The following is a 15380-nucleotide window of genomic DNA, read 5'->3' on the forward strand; positions in this document are numbered from 1 at the left end:
CTTCATCTCACCCATGCGGGCAAGGACGCCCGGATTGGATTCCGCAGCCGAATCCAGGAGAACCCTATGAAGCAACGCCGGAATATCCGCCGCGCGGCCATCGCCGCCTCGATCGGATTGGCGGCCAGTTTTGCGCCGCCCGCACTCGCTGACAACGGAACAAACACGGCACCCCTGCGTGCCGCCGTGTCGGCAACGAACATCATGAAGCACCTCGCGGCGCTCCAGGCCGTCGCGGACGCCAACGGCGGCACCCGCGCTGCCTTTACGCCGGGCTACGAAGCCTCCGCCCGGTACATCGAGCGCAAGTTGCGGGCCGCCGGCTACACCCCGGTCCGCCAAACCTTCCCCTACGAGCGCTACGACACCGTCTCGGCATCGCTGGAGCGTCTCTCGCCATCCCCGAAAACCTACGCCTATGACGCCCCGGACGGCTTCCTCGATATGGAATACTCCGGTTCCGGCGACGTCACGGCCCCACTGACCGCCGTCGACATCAACCTGGCCGGCGACCGGGCCTCCACCAGCGGCTGCGAGGCGGCTGACTTCGGCGCGTTCTCGCCGGGCAACATCGCCCTGATCCAGCGCGGCACCTGCAGTTTCCGGATCAAGGCGGACAACGCCGCCGCGGCCGGGGCAACCGGCGTCATCATCTTCAACCAGGGCAACGACGACCCGGCGGACGAGCGCTTTGCCCTCTTCGGCGGCACGCTGGGTGCGCCTCAGGCAGGTATTCCGGTGGTCAGCACCAGCTTCGCCACCGGCGCCGAACTCGCCGGGCTGACCGGTGTCAGCATGCACCTCGCCGTGAATTCCACCCTCACCAAGCTGACCTCGTTCAACATCCTGGCCGACACCGGCGGACGGGCGGACCGCACCGTCCTGGTGGGGGCGCATCTGGATTCCGTGCCGGAAGGGCCGGGCATCAACGACAACGGCACCGGGACAGCCGCCATCCTCGAGACGGCGATCCGGCTGAAGGCGTCGGGCCAGACCCCCGTGAACCGGGTCCGCTTCGCCTTCTGGGGAGGGGAGGAGCCCGGACTTGTCGGCTCCGACTTCTACACCTCCCAGCTGACGGCGAGCCAGATCAAGGCCCACGCGGTCAACCTCAACTTCGACATGGTCGGCTCGCCGAACTTTGTGCGGTTCGTCTACGACGGCGACGGCTCCTCCTTCGGCACGAAGGGCCCCAATGGCTCCGGACTCGTCGAGAAGGTCTTCCTGGACTACTTCAAGTCCCAGAACCTGCCTACTGCCCCGACGCAGTTCGACGGGCGCTCGGACTACTCCGGGTTCATCAACAACGGGATTCCGGCGGGTGGCCTGTTCACCGGCGCGGAAGACCTTAAGACGGTGGCGGAGGCGGCGGTGTTCGGCGGGACACCGAACGTGGCGCATGACGCCTGCTACCACCAGGCCTGCGACACCATCCGCAACGTCAATACCACTGTGCTGGAGCAAATGGCCGACGCGATCGCCCACTCGACACTGACCTTCGCCATGACCACCTCGGCGATCAATGGAACGTCCAAGGGCAACGGGTCCGGCAACGTCGACCTCGAATTCAAGGCCAGCAAGCTGCTGAAATAGCGGCGCAGAGGGCTAACCTGGCGCGAAACCGGCCGCTCCGCCGCTCCTGTGGCGCGGCGGTCCGGCGTCTGGGCGGGAAGATCAGGTTCCGCGCGGACCAGGTTGGCGGGGGACCGGCCTTAGCCGAGCAGGCCGGGGACCAGCAACAGGGCCGTCGGCACGGCCAGCAGGAGCACGCAGCAGGCCAGGACGGCGGCGCGAAGCGGTTCCGACAGCGGCGGCTGCGGCGAGAGCAGGCGGCTGACGCGGGACGCCGTCGTACCCGCCGAGCCACTGCCTCCGGTGGCGCCGGGCTGGCTGGGGTCGACGTCGGACAGGCGAGGCTCGCCGAATGCCATGCGCACCGCCGGGGTGGCCTGGGACCCGCTGGCCACAATGGCAATCGCCCTGATCAGGGTCGCCTTGCTCTCCGTCTTGAGCGCAACGTCGTCGGCCAGCATCTCGATCAGGGAGTTGACCGACTCCTGCGCCAGCCGGGTGGTGGGCAGCCACGGCAGGGCCTGGCGCCACGCGGCGAAGGCCCACAGCAGGAGGTGGTGGCGCTGGCTCAGGTGGGCGTTCTCGTGAATCAGCACGGCGCGCAATTCATCGGGTTCCAGGGCGGCCATGAGGCCGTCGGAGAGAACAGTCACAGACCGTGCGCCGCCGGGCAGGCAGTACGCCACGGGCGAGTCCACGTTCAGGACCATGGTCCCCGGGCCGTCGGAGGACGGTGAGGCCAGAAGGTCCAGCAGCTCGCGGTGGCGCCGGCGCTGGCGCTGGATCTTGTAGTAGGTCAGCAGCAGGGTAAATACCAGGTGCGCCGTCAGCAGGGCCGCGGCCGAGAGCGCAAAGATGTGCCAGAAGCCCAGTTCTGTGGTGGGTGCATTGTGGAAGACCATTCCCCCCAGCGCCCGCAGGCCGGAGAGCAGGTTGTCCCCGACCGGCTCGAGCCCGTAGACCAGCATGGCGCCGATCATGGACAGGCCGCCGGCCAGGGCGATCGCCTGCCACAGCAGCATCGCCGTGAAGGGGGAGCGGGCCGGCCACTGTGCACGGGAGAGCAGGATAGGCACCGGCCACGCCAATGCTATCGCCAGGACCGCCAGAAAATATGAGGTCCAGAACATCGGGCGCTAGCTGCGGCCCAATAGCTTGCGCAGGGTTTCTGCCTCGTTGTCTGTGACGGAACCAATGAACCGGGCCAGGACGGCTTCGCGGTCCGGGGCGGAGCCGAGGACCTCGTGCATGAGTTCCGCGGTGTGGTCCGCGCGGCTCGAGACGGCCTGGTAGCGGTGGGGGCGGGTGCCGCGTTCGCGTTCCACGAGGCCCTTCCGCTCAAGACGCGAGAGCACGGTCAGCACTGTGGTGACCGCGAGGTCCTTGCCCACGTGTCCGGCGCTGCCGTCCTGGGGCTGGGTGCTTTGTGCGAGGAGGTCCCGCAACGTGTTGGCTGTCGCAGCTTCTTGGCCTGCCCAGAGCAGGTCCATCACTGCCCGTTCCAGTTCACCGAGACTTGCCATTGCGTACATCCTTCTATGCCTGCCGCGCCGGCGTCATGCTGGGAAACTGCTGGTGCCTGCCGGAGCGGTGTATGTGAATACTTCGTTTACAAATTTACCGCGTTTTGCGCATTCTTTCTACATGAAGTAGAACACGGCCGCCCGGCGTGTCGGGCCGTCGTCCGGGCGTGGCGGGTCAGGGCCCTTCTTCCATTGCAGGCCGTGACGCGCCGTGGGAGTCTGAGTTACGGGGAGGCGCGGATGTGTTCTACACTCTGTAGAAGAATTACTTCTACGCCACGTAGAAGTTGCTCGGACCTAGCCAAAAGTAGGGACTGCCTTGGACGCCTTGGAAATCGCACGCTGGCAATTCGGAATCACCACGGTCTACCACTTCATGATGGTGCCGCTCACGATCGGCCTCGGGCTGGTGGTGGCAGTGATCCAGACGCTCTGGTACCGCACCGGCAAGCCGGAATACCTGCGCATGACCAAGTTCTGGGGCAAGCTCTTCCTGATTAACTTCATCATGGGCGTGGCCACCGGAATCGTGCAGGAGTTCCAGTTCGGCATGGCCTGGAGCGAGTACAGCCGCTTTGTCGGTGACGTCTTTGGCGCCCCGCTGGCCCTGGAGGCGCTGCTGGCCTTCTTCGTCGAGTCAACCTTCCTCGGCCTGTGGATCTTCGGCTGGAAACAGCTCAAGCCCGCCGTCCACCTGGCCTGCCTCTGGGTCGCCGTCATTGGCTCCGTCTTCTCGGCCTACTTCATCATCGTGGCCAACAGTTGGATGCAGCACCCCGTCGGCGTCGAAATGGTCAACGGCCGGCCCGTTATGACCGACGCGTGGGCCGTCTTCACCAACAACACCGCCCTCGTCGCCGTACCCCACACCCTCTTCGGCGCCCTCGCGGTCGCCGGAGGGTTCCTGCTCGGCATCGCCTGGTACCACCTGTGGCGCCGGCGCCACGACGGCATCGACACGGTCGGCGCCGACGGCAAGGTGATCCCCGGCGAGGCCGCCGGCATCCTCGGCCGGGACCGCAGTGACCACACCGTCTGGATCCGCTCGCTGAGGATCGGCGCCGTCGTCGCCATGATTTCCTTCGCGGGCACCGCCTTCACCGGAGATCTGCAGGGCAAGCTCATGTTCGAGCAGCAGCCCATGAAGATGGCCGCCGCCGAGGCAGCCTGCCACGATGGCACCGGCTTCTCGGTCCTCAGCGTCGGCAACCTCGGCGCGAAGAACTGCGACGACATCGTGGCCGTGATCGAGGTCCCGGGCATCCTGTCCTTCCTGGCCAAGGGCGACTTCACCACCGAAGTCAAGGGCGTCAACAGCCTGCTGGGCGAGTACCAGGCCAAGTACGGCACGACGCTGCCGGACAACCCCATCTACGGGGACCGCGCCGGCCAGCAAATCCAGTACGTGCCCGTCATGGAGGTCACCTACTGGGGCTTCCGGATGATGATCGGCTTCGGCGGCGTGGCCGCCCTGGCCGCCCTCCTGGCACTGTGGGCCACCCGCAAGGGAACCGTGCCGGCGTCCCGCGGCCTGATGCGCCTGGCGGTGTTCGGCATCCTCGCACCGTTCGGCGCCAATGCGGCGGGCTGGATCTTCACCGAGATGGGCCGCCAGCCGTTCGTCGTCGCCCCCAACCCGGACCCCAGCGGCATCGACCAGGTCTTCATGTTCACCGCCGCGGCCGTCTCCTCGGGCGTCTCGGCCGGAGAGATCCTGACCTCCCTCGTGGTCCTGACCTCCATCTATGCGGTGCTGCTGGTGGTGGAGGTCAAGCTCCTGGTCAAGTACATCCGCGGCGGCGTGGCCTCGGCCATGCCGGAACTCGCCCACGCCCCCGTTGACGAAAACGAAGACGGCACCCCCCGGGGCGGTCCCGGTAAACCCGACGACGACGTCCTGGCGTTCGCCTACTAGGCGCCCGCCCACTAACCCACCACCCAGCAACCCCACACGAAAAAGCGCAGAGGATTCTCAGCATGGAACTGCTACCCACCATCTGGTTCGTTGCCATCGCGGTGCTGTGGACGGGCTATCTCTTTCTCGAGGGCTTCGACCTCGGCGTCGGCATGCTGATGAAGGGATTCGCCCGGGACAACACGGAACGCCGCGTCCTGATCAACACGATCGGCCCGGTCTGGGACGGCAACGAGGTTTGGCTCCTGACCGCCGGGGGCGCCACCTTCGCGGCCTTCCCGCTCTGGTACGCCTCGCTGTTCTCCGCCCTGTACCTGCCGCTCCTGCTGGTCCTCGTGGCGCTCATCTTCCGCGCCGTCGCCTTCGAATACCGCGGCAAGGTAGACAACCCCCGGTGGCGCGCCCGCTGGGACTGGGCCATCTCGGCAGGATCGTTCGTGGCGGCCTTCGGCGTCGGCGCCGCACTGGCCCTGACCACCACGGGACTGCCGCTGGACGCCAACGGTGACCGCGAGGGCGGCCCGTTCGCCTGGTTCAGCGGCTATGCCGTGCTCGGCGGGCTCGCCGTCGTCGGGTTCTCACTCCTGCACGGGCTCGGGTTCCTGGCGCTGAAGACCGACGGCGAGGTACGCCACCGGGCGCGGGCCTGGTTCGTCCGGCTGCTGCCCGTGCTGCTGCTGCCCATGGCCGGCTGGGCGGTGAGCCTCCAGTTCCTCAGCGGCGAGGCCTGGACCATCGCCGCCGTCGTCGCCGCCGTCGTCGCCGCAGTCCTGGCGTGGAATTTTGCCCGCAAGGGTGCCGAAGGCCGTGCCTTCATGTCACTGGGGACATTCCTCCTGCTCGGCAGCGCGTCCATCTTCGGTGCCGCCTTCCCCGTGGTGCTTCCGTCCACGCTGAATCCCGCGTTCAATCTCACCGTCTCCAACGCCTCGTCCTCGGACTACACCCTGGGTCTGATGAGCATCGTGGCCTGCATAGGGCTGCCGCTGGTCCTGGCGTACCAGGCCTGGACGTACTGGGTGTTCCGGCGCCGGGTGAGCGCGGCGCACATCCCGGAGGCGCACAGCTTCCTTCCCGCGATCGCCGCCAAAGCGCTGGCACCGAAGGACTAGCTCCCCTGATGAGACCGTTCCCCGCCGGCCCCGCGACCCGTTCCGCCCTCTACCTGCTGGGACTGATTGCCGCCCTGAAGGCGCTCTCCCTGGTGCTCATGGCACAGGCTGTGGCATCGATGCTCGCCGGGCTCGCCGCTCATGACCCCGCCTGGGCAGACCAGCTGGTTCTGGGTGCCGCGGGGGCAGTGCTGCGCTCATTGACCGTATGGGCCCAGTCCGTGGCCTCACGCCGGGCAGCGCTCGGAGTGAAGGAGGAGCTGCGCTCTCAACTGCTGGAGCAGGCACTGAGGAACGGCACACGGTCGGCCGGGCCCGCCGACGGCGGCCTCGCCGTGCTGGCCACCCGGGGGCTGGATGCCCTGGATAACTACTACACCCAGTTCCTGCCCGCGCTGGTGAACTGCGCGGCCATTCCGCTGCTGCTGGGGGCCCGCATCCTGTTCGCCGACTGGGTCAGCGCGGTGGTGATCGTGCTGACGGTGCCGCTGGTGCCGCTGTTCATGATCCTGATCGGGCGGTACACCGAGGAACGCGTCCGGGACGCCCAGTCCGCACTGGCCCGGCTCTCCGGGCACATGCTCGAGCTCGCCAAAGGCCTGCCCGTCCTCGTGGGCCTGGGCCGGGCCTCCGCCCAGCGCCAGGCGCTGGAAGACATGTCCGAGGAATATCGTTCCCGGACCATGGGGACCCTGCGCACGGCCTTCCTCTCCGCCCTGGCCCTGGAGCTCATCTCGACGATTTCCGTGGCGGTCGTCGCCGTGTTCATCGGCGTCCGCCTGGTCCACGGCGACATGGCGCTTGAGGCGGGGCTGCTTGCCCTCATCCTCGCCCCCGACTGCTACCTGCCGCTCCGGGAGCTCGGCACCGCACACCACGCCAGCGACGACGGCCGGGCAGCACTCGCCGAAACCACTGCGGTCCTCGCGGACCCGGGAGCCGCGCCGCTGATTCCGGTGCCGGCCACCGGTCCTGCATCGGGCCCGCCCGCCGTCACCGTGGACGGGCTGACCGTCCGCTTCGGCGGACGCACGGACGTCGCCGTCGGGCCGCTGAGCTTCACCGCCGCCGCCGGCCAGATCACGGCACTCGCCGGGTCAAGCGGCGCCGGCAAGAGCACCGTGCTCGGAGTCCTCGCGGGAACCATCGGGACGGGCGCGGGGACCGTCGTGTCCGGGCGCCTCGGAGGATTCACGACGGCGGAGGTCGCCTGGGTGCCCCAGCACCCCGTCATGGTGGCCTCGACGGTGCTGGACGAGATCCGCCTGTATCTCGGCGTTCCCGCCGATGAAGCCGACGCCGCCGCGGCCGGCACAGCCGTGGGCGCGGAAGCCGATGCGGCAGCGCAGCGGTGCCTCGCGGCCGTGGGCGCGGGGCACCTGGCCGCCAAGCACCCGGCCGAGCTGAGCCCGGGGGAGCTGAGGCGGGTTGCGCTGGCCCGCGGGCTGGCGAGGATCGAGGCCGGCGCCCGCGTACTGCTCCTGGATGAACCCACCGCCCATCTGGACCGGGGATCCGCCACACTGGTCAACCGCGCCCTCGCCGGGCTCCGGGGACAGGTCACCGTGCTGCTCGTTGCACACGACCGGCGGACCCGGGACCTTGCCGACGCGCTCGTCGCAGTGGCGCCGGGCGCCGGAGGGCACCATGCCGGTGATTCTGCGGCCCCCGTTCCGCCGCTGCCGGCATCCGCCGGGGCAGACCCGGGCGTGCACGCGGCGGCCACCCGGGCGCCGTTCCTCGTGGGCGCCGCGGCGCCGAGCCAAGGCCAAAGGCCGGACCTTAGCCCGGCCCCGGGTCTGACCCCGGACGGCCCTGAAACCGGCGCCCCACCTGCCGCGGCCGCGGGTTCAGTGAGCTCAATCGACGCCGGCGCAGTTGGCTGGTCCGGTTCGGTCCCTGCGCAGCTGCGTCGCCTGCTGGCCCCGGTACAGGGCCGGTTTGCCGGCGCCGGAGCCGTGGGCACTTTGGCGGCGCTGTTCGCCGTCGCCCTCGCAGGACTTTCCGGCTGGCTCATCATCCGCGCCAGCGAACAGCCGCCCATCCTGTACCTGCTCACCGCGATCGTCGGCGTGAGGTTTTTCGGCGTCGGCCGGGCGTGCCTGCGGTACTCCGAACGGCTGCTGCTGCATGACGCCGTGTTCGCCGCCCTGACCCGGCTCCGGGGCCGGCTCTGGGAGTCGCTGAGCCGCCGGGCACTGTCCCTGCGCCGGCTCCTGCAGGGCGGCAACGTACTGGGAACGGTGGTGGACGACGTCGACACGGTCCGCGAGCTGTTGCCCCGCGTCGTGCTGCCGCCCGTGACTGCCATAGCTGTTGCCGCCGCCGCGGTGGTCGGAATCGGGCTGCTGCTGCCCGCGGCGCTGCCTGCCGTGGGAGCGGCAGCGCTGCTGAGCATCGTCGTCGCCCCCGCCCTGGCCCTGGCCGCCGACCGCATGTCTGCCGGCACCGAACAAAAACTCCGTTCCGGCGTGCTCCGTCACGTTGCCGCCGCCCTGGACGCCCGCGCAGAACTGAATGCCAACGGCGTGAGCGCCCCCGTGCTTGGTGCGATTGGCCGGGCTGACCGCGCCGCGACGGCGGCCTCACAGCGGTCGGCATGGGCGGAGGGGCTCGGCCAGGCCCTGACCGTCCTGGCCTGCGCCGGAGCCGCCCTGGCCAGCGCCCTGCTGGCCGCCCCGCTCGCCCTTAGCGGCGCGGTCGAACCGGAGACTGTTGCCGTCGTCGTCCTCGTGCAGCTTGCCCTGGTGGACCCCTACGCGGCCATCACCACGGCCGTGCGGCAGTACCCCGCGCTGCGCGCCGTGATGCGGCGGATCAGCGCGGCAGGAGTCCTGGAGCCGGGGGCAAACGGTGACCCGGACAGCGACTCCGCAACGGGCGGACTCGTGCACGTGGCTTCGCGGCCCGGCAACAGGCCAGGGATTGAACTCGCGGACCTCGCTGCCGCGTGGCCTGGTGGGGGAGATGTCTTTAGTGGACTCACGGCAGAGGCCGGCCCCGGGCGCTGGCTGGCCATCACCGGCGCCTCTGGCTCCGGCAAGTCAACTCTGCTGGCCGCGATCCTGGGTTTCCTGCCGGCGGCCAGCGGCCACCTGTACCTGAGCGGACGCGCGGCCTGGTGCCCGCAGGAGGCGCACCTGTTCGACTCGACCATCCGGGGCAACCTTCTCCTGGCGCGGCCGGAGCCCGCTCCCGCCGGCACGGACGGTGCGCAGCGTGGAACCGGGGATGCCGTGTTGGCCAAAGGGGACGAGCAGATGCGGGCTGCCCTCGACGCGGTCGGACTCGGCCCGATGCTGGCCCGGCTCGAGGACGGCCTGGACACCCGGATCGGCCCGGGCGGGGCCTTCCTCAGCGGCGGGGAGCGTACCCGCCTGGCCGTTGCGCGCACGCTCATGACCGGGGCCGATGTCATCCTGCTCGATGAACCGACGGCGCACCTCGATGCGGAGTCAGGCAGGCGCATGCTCGCCGAATTGCGCGACGGGCTGCGCGGCCGGACCGTTGTCCTGGTCACCCACAACCCGAACGATATCGACGCCGCCGACACCAGACTGGACCTGGACGCCGCAGCCGCCGCTGCCGCCGCGGGCGAGGGTCCGGCGACGGCGGCCGTGCTGGCGCGGGGGTAGCCCGCCTATTAGCCTGTTGCCATGACCCGAAACGGCGAGCTCCACTCCCGGCCCGCACTCGATCCCCGGCTGTCCTGGCGGCCGGCGGAGCGCCACGACCTCGACGCGTGGGCCGGGCTGATCGCCCGCACGGCCGCCGTCGAGCAACCCGTCTGGTTTGAGCGCCAGGCTGATCTGGAACAGATCCTGGAGTCGAAGAATAACCCGGTGGCGGCAAACACCATCATCGGCTTCGATCCGGAGGGCGTTGCCCGGGCTTACGGCCGGATCACGAAGAACCGCGACGGTGACAAGGCGAACGGCTCCGGCTGCGTCGATCCTCAGTGGCAGGGGAGCGGGATCGGCACCGGACTGCTGGGCTGGATGGAACAGCGGACCAAAGACCGCTTCGCCGAGGACGCCGACGGGGCCGGGACTGCCGGGACAGGCGGGCCGGGGAACGCCGGCGGTGCCGCCGGCGCCCGGGCCGCGGTCCCGCGCCCGAGGCTGCGGCTCTACGCGGAGCAGCAGCACCAGCACCAGGCCGCATTGTTCGCCGCTTCCGGCTACGGCATTGTCCGCTATTACAACGAGATGCACCGGCCACTGAACCAGGCCGTGCCTGAAACCGCCCTGGACCCCGGGCTGGAGCTCGTCACGTTTGGGCCGGAGTTGCACGAACCGGTGCGGCTGGCGCACAACGCGGCATTCCGGGACCACTGGGGCAGCGAACCCCGCGACCAGGAGGGATGGGGCTTTGTGGTGAACGACCCGCAGGCCCGGCCGGACCTCAGCGGCGTCGTGCTGGACCGTTCCACCGGTACCGTGGCCGGGTACCAGTTGGCCACCCACGACGCCGAGGCCGCCCTGACCCGGGGCTTCCGCGAAGGCTACACGGAGCTCCTCGGCGTCCGGCGGGAATTCCGTGGACGGGGCATCGCGCAGGCGCTCTTGGCCGATGCCATGCGCCGCTTCGCCGCGGCGGGCATGGACGTGGCCTCACTGGACGTCGACTCGGAGAACCCGACCGGGGCCCTCGCGCTCTACCTCAAGATGGGCTATGTGGCCGTCAACCGGAGCATGGCCTGGGACAAGGTGCTTCAGCCGGCAGCGCCGTAGGGGCCGTCATAGGAAACCGCAGGCCCGGCGCCTACGCGCCGGCCGTCCGCGCGACTGCCGTCCCCGTGCCGGTTCTTCGCGTCAGCCGTCCACATCGTGGAGGTGGTGGACGACGTCGTGCAGGAAATACTGCGCGAAGGTCAGGACAGTGAACACCGAGCCGTTGCTCCGGGTTCCCTTGCGGTCCCAATCCTCTTCCGGGACCCGCGCGAAGGACGCGGCGATCTGCTCGCCCTCGGCCGTCAGCTCGGCGCCGACCTGGGCCGGGTCGGCGCTGGCGTAGTCCTGCTCGATTGCCGTCTTGTCCTGGTCCCAGTCATCGAATTGGGCGTCGTCCTCGGACAGCATCAAGGACAGGCGGTGATCGAAAAGCGTGAAGACGTCCCGGACGTGGCAGCCATACTCGAGGACGGACCACGTGGCCTCGTTGGGGCGTTCCGTCGCGTCCGGCCGGCGGAGGGCTGCACGCCACCGCGGGAGCATGTTAATGACTATCCCCGGCACGGTGGCCGGGGTCGCAGCGGAGGCATCGTAACCGCACTCGGGGCAGGGCCGCGACAGGACCCAAGTCCAGTCCTTGGTATCCGGAATGATAGGCATTCCAGCAGTGTAGGTGCATTTGTTCCGCCAGGCATCCCGACCCGTTGCTGCAGCCGATGCGGGGCCCAGGTACGAGGCGAAAGTGGCACCGCCGTCGGCCGATGCTTTGACTGCGTCGGCCGTGGCCGCCCCGGTTGACGGCCCCGGCCCGAAGACGAACCGGGGCCGGGACGCTGCTAGAGGCCGGCCAGCAGGGTCTTCATCTCCTGGATTTCTGCTTCCTGGGAGGTCACGATCGACTTGCTCAGCTGGATGGCGTCGGGGTTCTTGCCTTGGCTGATTTCGGTCTTGGCCATCATCACCGCGCCCTCGTGGTGGGCGATCATCTGGGCCAGGAACAGCTTCGCCGCGTCGGCGCCCTGGGCGGCGTCGAGCTTCTTCAGGTCGTCATCGCCCATCATCCCGTCGCCCATGCCGTGGCCGGATGCCATCTGGGCGGGTTCGTTCCAGGTCTTGAGCCAGCCCGTCATCTTTTCGATTTCGGGTGCCTGCGCGGCCTTGATCTTGGAGGCGAGGGCGGTGATCCGCGCGTCCATGCCCTGTCTCTTGAGCATCATGTCGCTCATTTCCACGGCCTGGGCGTGGTGCGGGATCATCCCTTGGGTGAACATGGTGTCCGCCGCGTTGTGGTCCGCGGTTGCCGGGGCTGGGCTGGATGCCATGCCCATGCCGCCGCTGCCCATGCCCGGCATGGTGCTGGTGGGTGTGCTTCCGGAGGTGCCGGCGCAGCCGGAAAGGGCAATGGCGGCGGAAATGCCGAAGGCAGAAATTGTGGCAGAAATGGTCAGGGTTTTCTTCATGGGGTCAAGTCCTTCAATCATCAATCGGCGTTGTGGCACGCCTGCGGATGACACGCCCGCGCCGCAGGAAGAACGGGGTGGGGCGCATCGGGTAAGTGGGGGCGCCGGGCACTATTCGGCGCGATCCGTTCTTACGTCCGGCTGATGGACAGTTCGCCCGGCGAAGGACTTGCGGGGAGATAGGAGTAGGCCCGGACGGCGGCGGCGGCGCGGTGCGTGTCCGGGTTGTGCATTGAGGCCGGTGCCATGCCGGGCGGGGGCGCGGCCAGGGAGGACACGGCCGCGGAGGGCACACAGGCCGAGTGCATCGACGCAGGGTCGGTGCAGCCCGATTGGCACACGCACGACGCCGACGGTGCAGCTGAGCTGTTGTTGCCCGCCGGCCCGGGGCCGGCTGTGGCCGTAGCGGCCGGGGCCATGGAGTCATGGGCCGTTGTGCCGGCGTGCGGGGTATGGGAAGCCGGATGGGATGCGAGGATGGTTGCCGTTCGCGAGGATTTCCCCGCGGGTTCCGTGGAGGAAGTCACCGCAGTCATGGCATGGGCGGCATGCATCCCGGTCATGATGTGCATCCCGAGGAATCCGGCCACGATGGCCAGCAATCCCACCAGCAGGAATCCGCGGCGGAGGGCGGTAGCGGCATGGCTCACGAACGCTGCGGCCATGGCATTCTCCCTCCGGATGGCAGTGTTGGATGTTGCTCAGGTTAAGGCTACAGGCTGAGCGTTGACCGGGCCGTCGTCGGGATACTCGCTGCCAGTGGCTAGCGGACTTCGATGACGCCCATCATCCCTTGGTCCTCGTGGTCCAGGATGTGGCAGTGGTACACGGAGCGGCCCGTGAAATCCTTGAAGCTGATCCGGACCCGCACCTGTCCGTTGGCGGGTATGTTGACGACGTCACGCCAGACGGACGGGCCCGGTGTTTGACCCTGCTCCTCGACGATCTGCATCGGCCAGACATGCAGATGGAAAGGATGGTCCATCGGACCGGGATTGATCAGGGTCCACTCCTCCACCGTCTGCGCGGCCACGGTTGTGTCCGTCCGGCTTGCGTTGAATTCACGTCCGTTGATGGTGAAACTCATTCCCATCCCCATACCCATGCCGCCGACGGCGAAGATCAGCTGCCTGCGAGCGGCAACGGCCGCGGTCCTCAGGTCTCGCGGCGCAGGCCGGGCCGGCACCGCCGGAGGAGGAGCGGCCGGGGCGCCGGACACGGAGAGGGTCGCCAGCACGAGATCCCCTGAGCGCTGGCCGCCGTTGGGGGCTGGACCCGCCCGCCCCATCATGCCGGCCATGCTGCCACGGTTGTAGTAGACGGCCCTGAGTGTGGCGTCGCCCGCGACGGCTGTGACCAAGACATCTGCACGGTTGCCCGGCGCCAGCAGCACCTCGTCCGCGTTCCGGGGTGTGGGGAAGCGGCCGGAATCCATGCCGAGGAGCTGCATCTGCTGCCCGTCCAGGCGCAGCTGCAGATAGCGGGCCACGCAGGTGTTCACGATCCGCCACCGCTCACGCTCGCCTGGCCGGGCGGAAAGTTTCGGGTTGCTTTGTCCGTTGACCAGGACAAGTTCACCTTCCCGGCCGAGCATCCGGTCCATGGGCGAGGCGTCGGCGACGGTTCCGGACCCGTCCAGGGTGATGTCAGAGACGACCATCACCCGCTCGCGGCTGACATCCACGGGCTGTGCGTCCTCGACGATGATCGCACCGAACAACCCAGCGAAAATCTGATCCGCGACCATGCCGTGGTGGTGGGGGTGGTACCAGTACACGCCGGGCGGGTGGTCCGCAGGGAGCCGGTACTCGTAGCTGAACGAGTGGCCCGGCTGGACAACGTTGAAAACGTTGTCTCCGTTGCCCTGGGGTGAGACGTGGAGTCCGTGGACATGCAGGTTTGTCGGGACGGCCATGCCGTTGACCAGATCGACGGCGAGCACGTCCCCACCCCGCAATCGCAGCGTTGGGCCGGGGACTCCGCCGTTGTAGCCCAGCACCGAGGCCTGCTGGCCGCCGAGCTGCATCGAGCCCGCGGACGCTTCGAGCCGGACCTGCAACCGCCCGCTGCTGCTGCGCAGCTGTTCCGGCTCGGTGAAATCCCCGCCCGCTTCGGGGGCGAACCGGGAACTGAGCGTCCACCAGAGCCCGGCTCCGCCGGCGGCTATGGCTGCCGTACCGAGGCCTCCCAGCAGGAGCGCGTTCCGGCGGCTCATTGGGCGCACTATTGGTCCTCGCCGAGAACCTTTAGCTGCTCGCGGTATTGCTCCGCCGTCAGTTCACCTCGGGCAAAACGTTCATCGAGGATCTGCCGGGCCCGGCTCCTGCCGGGGTAGGGCCCCTGCGGTCCCTGCATCCCGCTGTGACTGCCGCCTCCGGCAAACATGCGCACGGCGACCAGTACCAGCAGCGCTATGCCGATGAGCAGGAGTATGCCCCACATCCACATCCAGCCCATATTCATGCCGTAGCCCCACATCACGACCGGCGTCCTTTCGCCTCAGAGCATTGCTATTCCGATTCTTTGGCCGGCCCCGGCTGACCGGTAGAGGCCGAAGGCCTCCCCGACCGGGAGCCTTCGACGCCGTCATCCTAAATTCCCCACTTCGTTCTGTCAGCCCGTGACGCTGTGGTCAGCGCTTCGCATCCTCATTGCTACGAGAGAATGCCGGAAGCTGCGGTGAGCGCGGCGACGGCCGTGATGGCTGCGGGGATGCCGTAAGCATCGGTGAGGAGCCCGGAGAGCAGGGCGCCGATCGCGAAGCCACCGTCACGCCAGAACCGGTAGATGCCGACGGAGCGAGCCCGCCAGTGGGGGGTGGGCGACGTCGCCGATGGCGGCAAGCAAGGTGGGATAGACCATGGCGGTGCCTGCCCCGAGCAGGATGGCCGCGGCGAGCCAGGTTCCAAAGTCGGTTCCGATGGCGACCATGGCCAGGGCTGAGGCCTGGACCACCTCTCCCTCGCCTGACCAGCGGGGGACATGGGGCACCGTGTCGGGGCAGTTTCCCCCACCACCGCCCCCGCCGCGCCTGGCATGAAAGTGCGGACCAAAGTGTGGGAAAGTGCGGATCCAGGGGCCGGCCGTGCCCGCGCCGGCCCTGGAAATCAGCGTTGCCGTTTCTC

General features: G+C 68.7%; 12 protein-coding genes and 1 pseudogene. 5 read left to right on the forward strand and 8 right to left on the reverse strand.

Annotated features, from left to right (window positions below; translation table 11 throughout):
- Positions 1-66: 66 nt before the first annotated feature.
- Positions 67-1593 carry a M20/M25/M40 family metallo-hydrolase gene (locus tag C566_RS20365; protein WP_018772398.1) on the forward strand — a complete coding sequence of 509 codons (1527 nt, stop codon included), beginning with the start codon at positions 67-69 and terminating at the stop codon, positions 1591-1593.
- Positions 1594-1712: 119 nt separating this feature from the next.
- Here the strand turns inward: C566_RS20365 and C566_RS0100660 are convergent, their stop codons facing one another.
- Together C566_RS0100660 and C566_RS0100665 are read right to left on the reverse strand one after the other, a co-directional pair.
- The gene (locus C566_RS0100660) at positions 1713-2702 is read right to left on the reverse strand and encodes a M56 family metallopeptidase (RefSeq protein WP_026266252.1); all 990 of its coding nucleotides are present in this window, start codon (positions 2700-2702) and stop codon (positions 1713-1715) included.
- Between the two features lie 6 nt (positions 2703-2708).
- Positions 2709-3095: a BlaI/MecI/CopY family transcriptional regulator gene (locus C566_RS0100665; protein ID WP_018772400.1), complete on the reverse strand. Its 387-nt coding sequence runs from the start codon at positions 3093-3095 to the stop codon at positions 2709-2711.
- Positions 3096-3414: 319 nt separating this feature from the next.
- Between C566_RS0100665 and C566_RS0100670 the strand changes: the two genes are divergently transcribed.
- The 4 genes from C566_RS0100670 (at position 3415) to C566_RS0100685 (ending at position 10855) form a co-directional block, all read left to right on the forward strand.
- Complete coding sequence (locus C566_RS0100670) at positions 3415-5010, forward strand: cytochrome ubiquinol oxidase subunit I (protein WP_018772401.1); 1596 nt, start codon at positions 3415-3417, stop codon at positions 5008-5010.
- Between the two features lie 62 nt (positions 5011-5072).
- Positions 5073-6122 (forward strand): cytochrome d ubiquinol oxidase subunit II, encoded by a 1050-nt coding sequence (gene cydB / locus C566_RS0100675; protein WP_018772402.1) that lies wholly within the window; start codon positions 5073-5075, stop codon positions 6120-6122.
- A gap of 8 nt (positions 6123-6130) precedes the next feature.
- Positions 6131-9757 (forward strand): thiol reductant ABC exporter subunit CydD, encoded by a 3627-nt coding sequence (gene cydD / locus C566_RS0100680; protein ID WP_018772403.1) that lies wholly within the window; start codon positions 6131-6133, stop codon positions 9755-9757.
- A gap of 21 nt (positions 9758-9778) precedes the next feature.
- Positions 9779-10855 carry a GNAT family N-acetyltransferase gene (locus C566_RS0100685; RefSeq protein WP_018772404.1) on the forward strand — a complete coding sequence of 359 codons (1077 nt, stop codon included), beginning with the start codon at positions 9779-9781 and terminating at the stop codon, positions 10853-10855.
- Positions 10856-10936: 81 nt separating this feature from the next.
- Here C566_RS0100685 and C566_RS0100690 read toward each other — a convergent pair whose 3' ends face one another.
- From C566_RS0100690 to C566_RS22230, 6 genes and pseudogenes are all read right to left on the reverse strand, one after another.
- A complete protein-coding gene (locus C566_RS0100690) occupies positions 10937-11455 on the reverse strand; it encodes a DinB family protein (protein ID WP_026266253.1) in 519 nt (172 codons plus the stop codon).
- A gap of 176 nt (positions 11456-11631) precedes the next feature.
- A complete protein-coding gene (locus tag C566_RS0100695) occupies positions 11632-12255 on the reverse strand; it encodes a DUF305 domain-containing protein (RefSeq protein WP_018772406.1) in 624 nt (207 codons plus the stop codon).
- 131 nt (positions 12256-12386) lie between these two features.
- Complete coding sequence (locus C566_RS0100700; protein WP_026266254.1) at positions 12387-12920, reverse strand: hypothetical protein; 534 nt, start codon at positions 12918-12920, stop codon at positions 12387-12389.
- Between the two features lie 98 nt (positions 12921-13018).
- Positions 13019-14470, reverse strand: a complete 1452-nt coding sequence (locus C566_RS0100705; protein ID WP_018772407.1) for a multicopper oxidase family protein — start codon at positions 14468-14470, stop codon at positions 13019-13021.
- 8 nt (positions 14471-14478) lie between these two features.
- Positions 14479-14736 carry an SHOCT domain-containing protein gene (locus tag C566_RS0100710; protein WP_026266256.1) on the reverse strand — a complete coding sequence of 86 codons (258 nt, stop codon included), beginning with the start codon at positions 14734-14736 and terminating at the stop codon, positions 14479-14481.
- Between the two features lie 132 nt (positions 14737-14868).
- Positions 14869-15216, reverse strand: a pseudogene (locus C566_RS22230) (MFS transporter); the annotation flags it as partial.
- Positions 15217-15380: the final 164 nt, after the last annotated feature.

This window comes from Arthrobacter sp. 131MFCol6.1, from assembly GCF_000374925.1.
GTDB lineage: Bacteria > Actinomycetota > Actinomycetes > Actinomycetales > Micrococcaceae > Arthrobacter.